12 protein-coding genes and 1 pseudogene are annotated in these 13,246 nt (G+C 41.5%); 8 read left to right on the top strand and 5 right to left on the bottom strand.

Annotated features, from left to right (window positions below):
• Window positions 1-127 precede the first annotated feature (127 nt).
• The 5 genes and pseudogenes from ACLL8Z_RS11840 to ACLL8Z_RS11860 all read left to right on the top strand — a co-directional run.
• Window positions 128-280 (top strand): annotated as a pseudogene (locus ACLL8Z_RS11840) (glucose/galactose MFS transporter); the annotation flags it as partial.
• Window positions 281-396: 116 nt separating this feature from the next.
• Window positions 397-1,161, top strand: a complete 765-nt coding sequence (locus ACLL8Z_RS11845; protein ID WP_411275011.1) for an SDR family NAD(P)-dependent oxidoreductase — start codon at window positions 397-399, stop codon at window positions 1,159-1,161.
• Window positions 1,162-1,430: 269 nt separating this feature from the next.
• The gene (locus ACLL8Z_RS11850) at window positions 1,431-2,288 is read left to right on the top strand and encodes a fumarylacetoacetate hydrolase family protein (protein ID WP_411275000.1); all 858 of its coding nucleotides are present in this window, start codon (window positions 1,431-1,433) and stop codon (window positions 2,286-2,288) included.
• On the top strand, window positions 2,285-2,623 hold the full coding sequence (locus ACLL8Z_RS11855) for an amidohydrolase family protein (RefSeq protein ID WP_411275001.1): 339 nt from the start codon (window positions 2,285-2,287) through the stop codon (window positions 2,621-2,623). Before ACLL8Z_RS11850 ends, ACLL8Z_RS11855 begins: the two co-directional genes overlap by 4 nt.
• Before the next feature lie 61 nt (window positions 2,624-2,684).
• Entirely contained in the window at window positions 2,685-4,193 is a 1,509-nt protein-coding gene (locus ACLL8Z_RS11860) for a sulfatase (RefSeq protein ID WP_411275002.1), read from the top strand.
• Window positions 4,194-4,329: 136 nt separating this feature from the next.
• Here ACLL8Z_RS11860 and ACLL8Z_RS11865 read toward each other — a convergent pair whose 3' ends face one another.
• Together ACLL8Z_RS11865 and ACLL8Z_RS11870 are read right to left on the bottom strand one after the other, a co-directional pair.
• Window positions 4,330-5,715 carry a putative oxidoreductase C-terminal domain-containing protein gene (locus ACLL8Z_RS11865; protein ID WP_411275003.1) on the bottom strand — a complete coding sequence of 462 codons (1,386 nt, stop codon included), beginning with the start codon at window positions 5,713-5,715 and terminating at the stop codon, window positions 4,330-4,332.
• Window positions 5,716-5,782: 67 nt separating this feature from the next.
• The gene (locus tag ACLL8Z_RS11870; protein WP_411275004.1) at window positions 5,783-6,682 is read right to left on the bottom strand and encodes a serine hydrolase; all 900 of its coding nucleotides are present in this window, start codon (window positions 6,680-6,682) and stop codon (window positions 5,783-5,785) included.
• Between the two features lie 73 nt (window positions 6,683-6,755).
• Here ACLL8Z_RS11870 and ACLL8Z_RS11875 point away from each other — a divergent pair, with 73 nt between their 5' ends.
• Window positions 6,756-8,237: a M14 family zinc carboxypeptidase gene (locus tag ACLL8Z_RS11875; RefSeq protein WP_411275005.1), complete on the top strand. Its 1,482-nt coding sequence runs from the start codon at window positions 6,756-6,758 to the stop codon at window positions 8,235-8,237.
• 127 nt (window positions 8,238-8,364) lie between these two features.
• On the opposite strand, the gene ACLL8Z_RS11880 is transcribed toward ACLL8Z_RS11875, so the two are convergent.
• Window positions 8,365-9,660, bottom strand: coding sequence for a D-alanyl-D-alanine carboxypeptidase (locus tag ACLL8Z_RS11880; RefSeq protein ID WP_411275006.1), 1,296 nt, complete (start codon window positions 9,658-9,660; stop codon window positions 8,365-8,367).
• Window positions 9,661-9,837: 177 nt separating this feature from the next.
• Between ACLL8Z_RS11880 and ACLL8Z_RS11885 the strand changes: the two genes are divergently transcribed.
• Window positions 9,838-10,968, top strand: coding sequence for a P1 family peptidase (locus tag ACLL8Z_RS11885; RefSeq protein ID WP_411275007.1), 1,131 nt, complete (start codon window positions 9,838-9,840; stop codon window positions 10,966-10,968).
• Between the two features lie 8 nt (window positions 10,969-10,976).
• Window positions 10,977-11,792, top strand: a complete 816-nt coding sequence (locus ACLL8Z_RS11890; RefSeq protein ID WP_411275008.1) for an aminotransferase class IV — start codon at window positions 10,977-10,979, stop codon at window positions 11,790-11,792.
• Between the two features lie 88 nt (window positions 11,793-11,880).
• On the opposite strand, the gene ACLL8Z_RS11895 is transcribed toward ACLL8Z_RS11890, so the two are convergent.
• Window positions 11,881-12,330: a YhcH/YjgK/YiaL family protein gene (locus ACLL8Z_RS11895; protein ID WP_411275009.1), complete on the bottom strand. Its 450-nt coding sequence runs from the start codon at window positions 12,328-12,330 to the stop codon at window positions 11,881-11,883.
• 79 nt (window positions 12,331-12,409) lie between these two features.
• The coding region (locus ACLL8Z_RS11900) for a PfkB family carbohydrate kinase (RefSeq protein ID WP_411275010.1) at window positions 12,410-13,246 on the bottom strand (837 nt) is incomplete at its 5' end.

Below are 13,246 nucleotides of genomic sequence, written 5' to 3' on the forward strand. Positions count from 1 at the left end.
GTAAAACCTGCTGCCGATGCCTTTGAATCCCGGAAGCTAGTCATGCAGGCTATTGAAGGCCACATACTGGGGAGAGCAGCGTATGGGGGAAGGTTTAAGAGACCTTAATGAGTTGAAAGTTGAGCATTACGAATTTTTTCTTGCAGCCCTGTTCATTGTCGCATGTGGGCTCACGATTCTGGAAACAGCCGCGAACCCTTATGTGTCTTTACCAGGCAGGCGACTAAACTTTGCTCAATCTTTTAACGGGCTTGCCGCTACTTTGGCGCCGATCATGGGTACAATTATGTGATCAATGTGGCAAGTGGTGAGGAGCAGCCGAAGGTAGTGCAATTGAAGATGATTTTAATTCCTGGAAAAGAGGAATATCAGTTTGAATTTTTTAATCATAAATGGATGTTTAGTTTAAAAGGAAAATCGGCGGTTATTACAGGGGGCGGCAGCGGGATTGGTAGAGCAATATCAATGCTTTTTGCTGAGCAGGGAGCTCATGTCCATATTATGGAACTAAATTCCGAATCGGGCGAAGCGGTAGCAAATGAGATAATTGCCAAAGGGGGGAAGGCTTCTGTGCATTCGTGTGATGTTTCTGATCAGCAGAAAGTTGTATCACTTTTTAAAGAGATCGGAAAAATTGATATCCTTGTTAATAATGCGGGAATTGCACATGTGGGCAAAGCTGATACTACTTCGGCCGATGATTTTGAACGAGTATACAAAGTGAATGTGAAGGGAGCATACAATTGTTTGTTCGCAGCAATTCCGATTATGAAAGAGAATCGGGGTGGTGTTATTCTTAACCTCGCATCAATTGCAGCAATTGTTGGACTATCCGACAGGTTTGCATATTCGATGAGCAAAGGTGCCATTTATGCTATGACTTTATCGGTTGCGAAGGACTATCTCAATGACAATATCCGCTGCAATAGTATTTCGCCTGCTCGTGTCCATACGCCTTTTGTGGATGGTTTTATTGCAAAAAACTATCCCGGCATGGAAAATGAGATGTTTGATAAGCTTTCTAAAAGCCAGCCTATAGGACGGATGGCTAAACCGGAAGAAGTGGCATCAATGGCTTTATATCTGTGTTCGGATGAAGCAAGTTTCCTGACAGGTTGTGATTATCCTGTGGATGGCGGATTTATAAAACTGAATACATAAACGTATTAAATTAATATGAAAAGGCTTCTACTCTCCTGCGTATCTTCTCTGTGTCTGCTAACGCTTGTGTCACAGCCTTAACCTCACCCTATGATGCAACTCTCAATCTGTTCATTCCATCATTAAAAGCAAAAATTGTTTCAGCTTCACTTATAGATGATGAAACTGCAATATAGTTTACACAACAGCCTGAAGGCTTTTTTATTTATCCAACCACATCCGGCATTAAGTCTATAGACCGGATTAACCTACTAAAAATTCAGTAAGCCATGAAATTAATAAGATGGGGAAATCCCGGCAAAGAAAATACAGGAGTTATTGTAAATGAGGTCAGATATGATACGTCTTCTTTTGGTGAAGACTATAACGAGCAATTCTTCGCAAACGATGGTTTAAAGCGCCTTGGCGATTTTTTGAATGCGAATGAAGGCAATTTGCGTCCTGTGCCTGATGGTGAACGCATTGCAGCTCCATTCGCCAGGCCATCTAAAATCCTTTGTATCGGGCTAAACTATGCAAAGCATGCCGCTGAAACAGGCGCGGCCAGTCCGTCAGAACCGATATTGTTTATGAAATCTACAACATCCCTGGCAGGTCCCAACGATAATATCATAATTCCCAGGAATTCTGTAAAAACGGACTGGGAAGTAGAGCTGGCTTTTGTGATTGGTAAGAAAGCCAGTTATGTTACACAGGCAGATGCTATGGATTATGTAGCAGGTTATGTTCTGCATAATGATGTGTCAGAGAGGGAATTTCAATTAGAGCGGGGCGGTACCTGGGATAAGGGCAAGGGCTGTGATACGTTTGCACCGATGGGGCCATTCATGGCAACGAAAGATGAAATTAAGGACCCGCATAATCTCCGACTCTGGCTTAAATTGAATGGAAAGCTACTTCAGGATAGCAATACAGACGACCTGATATTCAATATTCCATTTCTTGTTTCCTATATAAGCCAATTTATGACTTTGCTACCGGGAGACGTTGTTTCTACAGGAACACCCGCTGGTGTCGGGCTTGGACTGAAACCTCCGGTTTTTTTGAAGGAGGGGGATGTCGTTGAACTAGGAATTGACGGCCTCGGCGAGGCAAGACAACTTGCTAAAGCCTATGCTGAAGGTTGATTCGCAACAACACTTTTGGATCTTCGAGCCTGCAAGAGATAGCTGGATCACTGCGGAGATGGAAGATATTTGGCGTGATTTTTTGCCTGGAAATATTTATACCCATTCTTGATCAGAATAATATATTCGCTTTAGTAGTAGTAGTACCGTCTGTTGAACGACTAATGTTTGGCAGCGACTGGCCCGTTTTTAAACTGGCGGTCGAGTACGATGAGGTGTTTGAAGTAATCGCTAGCTGCATAGAACAACTAAAGACGGCGGATCAAGAGCTTATCTGGTGGGAAAACGCAATAAAGGTTTATAAGTTGGATATAAATCAGGAAGATTTTAGCTGACGCTTTTTTAGCCCGGGTATGTCCGGTAAATGATTAAATTAGATTGCCTTATTTTGTTATCATGAGAAAAATCCTGCTTTTTATAGCATTCCTGTTTTTTGCCGGAAAAATATTCGCTCAAACGCAGTACAATGTCGTTTTTATACTCTCAGACGATCACCGGTATGATGCTATGGGCTTTATGAATAAATTCAAAGGCTTGAAAACACCTAATATGGATATGATGGCCGCTCAGGGGGCACATATCAGGAATGCTTTTGTAGCTACAGCCCTATGTTCACCTTCCAGGGCTTCGATACTGACCGGACTTTATCCCCATGCCCATACGGTCGTGGATAATCAATCTCCTGTTCCCGAGGACCTTAGGTTTTTCCCCGAATATCTCAAACAAAAAGGTTATCAAACAGCATTCCTTGGAAAGTGGCATATGGGAGTTGGGGGCGAGAAAAAGCAAAAGGGTTTTGATTATTGGGTTAGTTTCCGGGGTCAGGGTATTTACTACAACCCAACCCTGTTTGTGAATGGAGAAACAAAAGTATTTAAGGACAGTGCGTATGTTACCGATCTCCTGACAGACTATACAATCGAATTTCTGGACAAGCGAAACAAGTCTAAGCCATTTTTCATTTATCTATCGCACAAAGGTGTCCATGATGGATTTCAGGCCGCCCGACGTCATAAGGGAATGTATAAGAACCTCGTTTTTGAGGCTCCTCCATCTATGTTCATAACAGCGACAGATACAGCTAAATATCTGGATCTATGGAAGGAGAAAGGAAACTTTGAATCGCAGGGGGGATATCCGGTAAATCAGAATGACATTCCTAAATGGGTGCGGCATCAGCGGTATTCGTGGCATGGAGTTGATTTTATGTATCACGGAGCCCGAACATTTAATGATTTCTACCCTGCATATCTGGAAACTTTGATGGGAGTTGACGAAAGTATTGGTACGGTAATCAGCTATCTTAAAAACAATAATCTTTTGAAGAATACAGTTGTTTTCTACATGGGTGATAATGGTTTCAGTTTCGGTGAACACGGTCTGATTGATAAACGCCATGCTTATGAGGAGTCGATGCGCGTGCCTTTACTCGTTTACGCCCCTTCCTTTATACAGCCATTGACAAAAGTGGACCAGGTTATACAGAATGTTGATATTGCTCCAACAATTCTTAATATGGCCGGAATTGCAAAGCCTGTCCATTTTCAGGGTAGTTCATTTATGCCGTTATTGAAAAAGCAAGCTCTGGAATGGCGCGACCGGGCTTTCTATGAGTATTATTGGGAATACGACTTTCCTCAAACACCATCCATGTTTGCGGTTAGAACGGATCAATATAAATACATATATAATTATGGAATCTGGGATACAAACGAACTTTACGATCTCAAGGCAGATCCATATGAGATGAATAATCTAATCAATAAACCCGAGCACAAACAGCGCGCATTAGGTTTCAGGAAGGAAATTTTCAATTGGCTTGATCAAACAGGCGGCATGCAGATTCCACTGCGTCCCCTTGGAAATCAGAGCCGTTCTGATCACATTTTTAAGGGTCGATACTAAGAGGGATGGTATGGCATTTGGATCGCGCGGTTGGTTAGAGCCAAGAACCAAGAGACAAGACCGAGGGTATGTTAGTGAGAGGGATCCCTAATTCTAAAGACTAGCGTGGGAATAACTAGGATCAGTGCTGATTCCTTTATCTTGGATCCTCGTTGAATTTTTTCGCTTTCCTCAACGCCTCTATCGTTGTAAAGTATTTTGCAATCATGTTCGGGGCTTCCCATTCAGGCATTTTACCTTCTTTGATATATTTGACAGCGACCTCGGCTGAGTTTGTACGCAAAAATTGACCGGGCTTTACTTCCCACTGATTACCTCTCTTTACGAATTCCGTTCCCGGATACTTTTGTTGCAGCTGCTGCTGAGCAACTTTTATTAAATCTTCGAACTTTGCTGGATCAGTTCCGTTTTGTGGTCTGACAAATAATGTTGCTCTATACTGTTCAGTCGCTCCTTGTCTGATTTCCAGATTTGCTTTTGTACCTCGCATTAAGGAATAATGTGTGTCACTGCTTCCGGGTGGTTCTTTGTAATTCCAAAGCACTGTTACTTTTGAGTGGATTCCTTTAAGTGTATAGTTTATATCCCCGTTTGAGTAAACTGAAAGCGTACTGTCCTGAAGGTGCTTTTTAAGATAGGCAGGATACTCATCTACCCTGGTAACGAGTCTGAATTCCGATGGGCTTAGTTTTGTCGGCCATTCCCGCGACGAAATAACTTTGATGTCAGTTTTATAATTCAGAGTAGTTCCGGGAAAGCCTAGCCATTGATTTAAATCTACTAAATGAGTGCTCACGTCAACAATGCCATGCCCTTGCTGTCCAACGTCGAAAAACCAGGCAGGCCTTATACCGGTTTGTCCGGCAGGACCTTTTAAATAATGATGAAGATTTGCCTGAACCAGGGCTGGGTCCTTTAACGTTCCTTTTAGCAGCGAGCCAAATAAAACTGGCATCATGGCAAGCTCTTTTTGCAGGATATTACTGATATCATATCGAAGATCCATTGGATCGAACAATACCACACTTTTGCGTTCAGCAATATTAAATGCCTTTTCCAGCGATTTAAAATCGGTAATAGCCATAGGCTTATCCGCAATAATATGAAAACCTGCTTCTGCAGAACTTTCTATATAGAGCGATTTTTTGCTGTTGTTTCCGGAAATGAGAACAGCATTTCCTTTTTTATCAGTCAGCATCTTTTTCAGGTAATCTGTGCCAGTATATACAACCAATTTCCAGTGAGTAGGATTAAATTTTCTGGAATTTGACCTTTCTATTGAATTTATATATTGCTGAACATCCTGTCCGGCTGGTGCATAAACATGCACTTCAGGGTGAATCTCGGGGTTCATAAATCCTTGCATAAATGTTGCATGTCCGTGGCCGGGGTCAAGGATGATGAGTTTTACTGACGCATTAGTTTGTTTGGATGGGCCCTCTATGATCATTGAGGCACTGCTCAGGATGATTAATGCGGAAAGGACTGTGGTAAGTATCAACCTCATGCTTGAATTTTTCATATCGGCGTTTGTGAAACAGGATGAAATTAAGATTTATAATGAAGTGATAAACAAATTACGATACTGTTTATTTCTGCGCAATAAAATAGTTGTAGATAATTCTGGAAACATTCGCCATGGCCGTTATTCCAGCCTTATCGTCAACAAGTTCCTTAGATAATAATATGAGGACGTATTTTCTGCCATCGGGAAGGTAAACAATTCCTGCATCATGGTTTATTCCATTGATCCAACCGGTTTTGTGTGCCACTTTTACATCCTTTGGAAGCTGCGCCGGAATCTTATCATTAAATGCCTGATCGAGTAAAATATTGATCATCGCATCGGAAGACTTTTTATCGATAATTTTGCCCATTGCCATTTCATTGAAGATCAACATTTGGTCGTAAGCAGTAGTTGTATTATTCATCCCTTTCTGGAATGCTTTGCTGTCTTCCACGCCCCGTAAAACCTGAATATTTTTTGCGCCCATTTTACGCATCGTTTTGTTCACATTTTGTGCCCCAACAAGGTCGATGATGATATTTGTAGCGAGGTTACTGCTTTTAATGATCATTAAATAAAGCAGATCATAAATAGGAAGTTTGGTTCCAATTTTTGTGTAGAGTACCGTATCGCTGTCGTCTCCTGCAGTCAGAGAATATAGGCTTCCGTCAACGATACTTTTAAATTCATTTTTTACCATGATAGGATCTGTGATCATGAATTTGCCTGCCGCTGCTTGTTTATAAGCTTCAATTAAAACGGGCGTTTTCATGGTGCTGGCAGCATGGAAGTTTAATTTTTCGTTAATCAGGATTTCTTCACCGGTTTGAAGGTTCTTAAAGGCCAGAGCAAATGTTCCTTTTTGTTTCGCGAATTCAGCATTGATCTGTTCTATTAACCGTTCTGGATTTTTTGAAGAGTTATCTGAAGAAAAGATCATCATTGAAAGAGTAATAAGAATTGCGGGCAATTGCAGGCTCATAATAAATTGATATAATTAAAGTTACAATTGTATTTTTAACGGCTAAACTTGCCTGGTAGCTAATATTCTGGTTATGAAAATGAAATTACTGATAATATTCAACCTTCTGCTTATTTCATCACACTTTGCGATTTCTCAGACCGTACAAAATAGCGCTGCGGTGGAAAAAGTCTGGGCTCAATATAATAAATATAAAGAACCTGCTATCACGGACAGGTTTATGAAACATTCGGAAATGATGCCTTTGATCCAGAAGCATGTTACTTCGAAATTCGTCACCAAAGAAGAAATAGGTATTTCCGTAGGCGACAGAAGCATTAATCATCTGACTGCCGGACGGGGTAAAATGAAGGTGATGCTGTGGTCGCAAATGCACGGCGATGAATCAACAGCCACTATGGCTTTGTTCGATATGTTCAATTTCCTGGGTGCTTCAGATGATAATGACAACCTACGAAAATTAATTCTTGATAATCTTGAGCTGCATTTTGTACCAATGCTTAATCCTGATGGCGCACAGGCGTGGAAGAGGAGAAATGATCTTGAGATTGATGTTAACAGAGATGCCCGTATGCTCGTAACGCCCGAAGGCAGAGCGCTTATGGGCCTGGCCAAAAAACTGCAGCCAGAGATTGGCTTCAACTTACATGACCAGAATTACCTTTACTCATCGGGCCGTTCAAAAAATTCTGCGACTATTTCATTCCTCGCGCCTGCTTATAATTATCCAAAGGATATGAATGCGGTTCGTAAACGAGCTACGCAGATCATCCTAGCTATGAATAAAGCATTACAGACCAAATCTCGGGGGAACGTTGCTAAATATAACGATGATTTCGACCCTCGTTGTTTTGGAGATACTTTCCAGGGAATGGGTATTTCGACTATACTGATAGAGTCAGGAGGATTTTACCAGGATCCCGAAAAACAATTCATTCGTAAACTCAATTTCCTGGCTCTGCTAACTGCTTTTGAGTCTATAGCTACCGCTTCGTATGAAAGGGAAGCGCTCAAAGATTACGACCTGATCCCTGAAAATGACAACTCACTGTATGATGTGTTTGTGAAAAATGTGACCATCAATAAAGAAGGCCATGAGTTTAAAACAAACCTGGGAATAAACCGTACTCAATTAAAATCAGCAGATAACTCGAGCATGACATTCAGCGGTCGCATCGCTGAGTTGGGAGATCAGGAACTAATATTCGGTTACGATGAGATCGACGCAACAGGACTGAAATTCACTCCGGCTAAAATTAAAACAATGACCAGGGCTGAATGGGACAAGCTGAACCCTCAGCAGGAACTAGATTTGATAAAGGAGGGCTATCTTTTTGTTAAATGGTTAAATGGTAAATCGCCAACAGGCGCGATAAAAAACAGGCTGCTGAATCTTACAAATAACTCTGAAAATCAGGTGCAGGCTGCTGGAATCGGTCAAAATGCGGAATTCCTACTTACCAGAGACGGAAAGCCAGTTTATGCGGTGATAAACGGTTACAAAGTAGATCTGAATCAGCCGGCAAAAGTGCTGTCAAATACTTACGGATATTGAAAGTTTGAAACCGTAGTCCAGATGAAAGTTTCTTCTTTCTATTATCTCATTACGTCAATTCTTTTAATCGATTGTACTTTAATAAACAAGTGTATAAGGATGATAGTGTTTAGCTATGGGTTTAATTTTAATACTTCTCGCGGATCATAGTCATTATTCTTACCATCTCATTACTGATATCTGCAGATGGGACAAGGAAATTATTATTCATAAATGAATAGATGAATTTTTTCCCTTTACGAGTGACAAGGTATCCACCCTGGATGCGAACATTCGATAGAGTACCAGTTTTCGCCCAAACAAACGGCACTCCGTTATCTGTTTTGAAAGCAGTCCGCAATGTGCCGCTAACCCCTCCCACAGGAAACATGTTAAGTAGCCTTTGTTCGTCGCCAATTTTATCCCTGATCTTAATTAGCATTTTGACTATAGATCGGGGACTGAAATAATTGTTTCTTGACAAACCGGAACCATCCCGCCACTGAAAAAGATCCGGTAAGTCGGTTAAGTAAATCTTTGAGCTATGCTCAATAGCCGTTTCAATGCTCAAAGGACCAGGAAGGGTTGAGGAGCATAAATAAAGAATTTGTTCTGCCAGATAGTTATCGCTGGGCAGCATCATCCTTTTATAAAGAGAATCAGCGTGTATGCTGTAGATTGTTTTGGCACTAACCGGCAAAGCCATACTTATAACATTTACGGGTTTTCCTAGCACTTCACTTAACGTCTGTTGCGTTAATTCCGCGCCCGGCACAAGATATACAGTTTGTGTGAAATCTGCAGGCATACTCATCGCTGGGTAACTGAACGTGTTTGTTCTTTCATCACGCTGCACCGTAAAAGATCTTGGACGATAAGAGGTATCGAGTTTTAAATATGCATTCAAAAATTCCGGTTTCAGGCGAACTTTTCCATCTGACCCTGCGTAAGCCTGCGCATTATTTACGCCGATCGGGAGAGAGACCATAGCGATAGTGTAAATAGCGGAACCGACAAACTCCGAGCTTGCGTTGCTATGAGAATAGAACAATTTCTTGCCTGAATTTTTCAAAAAGTCGTAAACTTTCGTTGAGTTTAGATCTGGATGCAACATAGAAGGGTCGCCAGTACCCCAAAATATGAGTGAATCACCTTTTGTGATGTAACGCAAACCAGGGATGGAGTCCCCTAGCATATTTAGCGCTGTATAAAGAGTTATAAGCTTGGTGTTGGATGCGGGAATTGCAGGTTTATTGGCATCCAGTTCATATATCATTTTTTCCTTAACAGGATCATATAATGCAAAACCGGTGTAATGATTGTTTACGATCTCGGATGCCTTGAATATCTTACTGATCTTTCTTTTGGTCTGGGCATCTGCCGCCTCCAATGTTGCCAGGCAAAGGACTAATGTAAAAATGGTATTTAGAATTTTAGTTTTCAATATTCGTGTTTTTGTGATTAAATCAGGTTTAGCGGGAGTGATTATCCAGGACGATCATTATGAGATATCCTCTGCAATATAGTTTTCTATCTCCTAAATTAAAATACCCGCCTTGTCAGCCCTGGTCCCGTCTTGGATATTCTTTTGAAATCGGGAATATTGATTAATATTGTATCAATGCAAAAACGACAACTTTGTACACTGCTTTTTCTTGCACCCTTTAGCGTTTTTGCGCAGGAAATTGTGCTTCCCCGCGACCTCGGCCTTAAAATTGGAGTATTATACCCCGGCAAACTGAATGCGATAACCGATGTTTCAGGTGTAATGGTGGGGCATCAGACACTAATTAGAGGTGATTCAATCAGAACGGGTGTAACAGCTATAATACCTCAAGCCGGTAATCTTCTTCAGTTAAAATTACCGGCGGCCATTTTTAGCGGTAATGGCTTCGGGAAACTTGCAGGAAGCACACAGGTTCAGGAATTAGGTAACCTGGAAACTCCCATTATACTTACAAATACTCTTGGTGTGGCAGCGGCAATGGAAGCAGTGATAGATCATACATTGTCTCAGCCCGGAAACGAAGCTGTGCAGTCCGTGAATGCTCTTGTTGGTGAAACCAATGATAGCTTTCTCAATGACATACGCGGTCGGCATGTTAGTAAAGCAGATGTGCTGAATGCAATAAGAAATGCGAAGGATGGGCCAGTTGAACAGGGCTCTGTTGGAGCAGGTACCGGGACTGTATGTTTTGGCTTCAAAGGCGGCATCGGCACCTCTTCAAGGAAATTGCCTCAGAGCTTAGGTGGCTACACAGTTGGTGTTCTGGTACAAACTAATTTTGGGGGTGTACTTCAAATTGATGGAGTACCAGTAGGAGAGGAGCTTGGTAAATTTTCTTTCAGTGACAGAGTGTTAAATAATGTCGATGGTTCATGTATGATGGTGGTTGCAACTGATGCTCCACTTGACGCAAGAAACCTTGAGAGGCTTGCTAAAAGGGCATTTATGGGTATGGCAAAAACTGGAGGGATAGCATCCAACGGCAGCGGGGATTACGTCATTGCATTTTCAACCGCAGCACCTTTACGGATTCCTCATCAGCCTCCGGCACCGGTTAGCACTGCCGGTGTCCTCCATAACGATTATACATCTCAACTTTTTATGGCTGCAATTGAGTCAACAGAGGAAGCAATCATTAATTCGTTATTTGCCGCTGTTAAAATGACAGGCCGCTCATCCCGATCCGTAGAAGCTCTGCCGCTTGACAAAGTCATACCGATCCTAAAAAAATATAAACGCTTATAAATTCACATATGTACGTTTTTGTCAATGATTCGATAATTTCAGAAGAAGAAGCAACACTAAAGATTACAGATCTCGCTATACAAAGAGGATATGGAATTTTCGATTTTTTAAAAACTGTTGCTGGAAAGCCCATCTTTCTTGAAGATCATTTAGACCGTTTTTTTAGTTCTGCAGAACAAATGCGTTTACCCGTAAAACAAAGCCGGAGTAAATTAACGGAGCGCATGTTTGAATTGATTGATAAAAACAAATTGCCCGAATCAGGAGTAAGGATTACGTTGACCGGCGGATATTCGCCCGACGGGTTTAATATTGCATCCGACTCAAATATTATAATAACTCAGCAGGACTTTGTTTTTGACAGGGATTTTTCAAAATCCATTGGCCTCATGACCTACGATTATCAGCGTCAATTCGCTTCCGCCAAAACACTCGACTATCTAAAGGCAATATGGTTGCAGCCTGTATTGAAAGAGAGAGGCGACGACGATATTCTTTACCATGATAATGGCATGTTGCGTGAATGTCCAAGAGCTAATTTTTTCCTCGTAAATGAAAAGGAGGAGATTCTGACATCCAGGAGCAATATCTTAAAAGGGGTTACCCGTAAGCACATCCTTGAATTTGGGTCTCAAAACTTCAAAATATATGAGCGTGAATTAACAATAGATGATCTCAGGCATGCAAAAGAAGCCTTTATTAGCAGTACTACCAAAAATATTTTGCCGGTTACTAAGATTGATGGTAGAATGTTGAGCGATGGCAAACCAGGGCCAGTTACACTTTCCCTGATGATGGAATTTGACAGGTATGTCTACGGCTAATAAGAGAAACAAAGCACAAGGAGCAAGAAAGAATCGTCGCTTACCTGGGATTTCAGTCTTTGTTCCTGGCTCTTAGTTCCTTTATTAACTAGGCTTTAACCTTAATAATCATTTTCTTAACTACCCCGTTTGCTATCATAGGCGCATGAACATCTTCGGGAAAAAAAATCGCGAACTGATTGTCATTTAGTGTGAAGTGCATATCAGGTGCATCATCATAAAACAAAACATCTTTTTCAGAATTATATTCACCTTTAGGGGATGAGCAGCTGCTACGAGGGCGCCAACCGTATGCTTCGGGGCCTGTGATGCATAGTTGAATGTCAATATTATTGTCGTGGCATTCAAATTTCGCAGCAGATTCTTCTGCCGTCATACCTTGTTTTTCAACAACAGCTCCACTAAGTCCTCCGCTGATGTCGAATTTGCCAGGCTCGAAATTTTTCAGGTCTTGGCTATTGATATATTCAAATGCTTTCTCGAAAAGTGGATGAACGCCGTAATATTTTGCAGCGTTATCAAGATTGTCTATGATCATAATTTCGGAATTAATATTTATGTTAATAAAAACCCACCTATTAAATGATAGGTGGGTTCGATTATACGTTGAATGTTAATTATCTCTGAACACGACCCGAACCGTCGCCGCCAACTAATGCTTTTACATCAGATAGTGTAGCGTGGTTGAGATCACCAGGAATAGTATGTTTTAAAGCAGATGCAGCAACACCGAATTCCGCGGCGTCAGACATTTTCATGCCGGTTACCAATCCGTAAATAAAACCACTTGCAAATGAATCCCCACTACCTACCCGGTCCACAATACGAACTTCATATTGTTTAGTTCGGTAGAACTCAGAACCGTCATACACCAATGCAGACCATCCATTATCAGATGCGCTGTGACTTTCTCTTAAACTTGAAGCCACGTATTTAAAACCAAATTTTTCTTTTAGCTGCCTGCAAACATCCTTGTAACCTTCGAGATTCAATTCTCCTTTGGTTACATCCGTTCCTTTACTTGTAAAACCTAAACTATCGTGAGCATCTTCTTCATTGCCTATGCACACATCAACATGCTGGCAAAGCCTGGTCATCACTTCCCTTGCCTTTTCCTTACTCCAAAGTTTTTTCCGGTAGTTAAGGTCGATACTGGTTGTGATCCCTTTAGCTTTCGCGGCTTTTAACGCAGCTTCAGTTAACGCAGCAGCGGTATCGCTTAAAGCAGGAGTAATGCCGGTTGTATGAAACCAGTCTGCGCCTTCGAAAATAGCATCGAAATCAAATTCTGAAGCATCTGCAACTGATATTGAAGCGTCAGCGCGATCATAAATTACCTGGGAAGCACGCATTGAGGCACCCGTTTCCAGGAAATAAATTCCAAGTCTATTGCCGCCCCTGGCTACGTATTGAGTATCAACCCCATAACGACGAAGATGATTGATTGCTGACTG

Origin of the sequence: Daejeonella sp. (assembly GCF_046590655.1) — a bacterium.
In the GTDB taxonomy this organism is placed as follows: Bacteria; Bacteroidota; Bacteroidia; order Sphingobacteriales; family Sphingobacteriaceae; genus Daejeonella.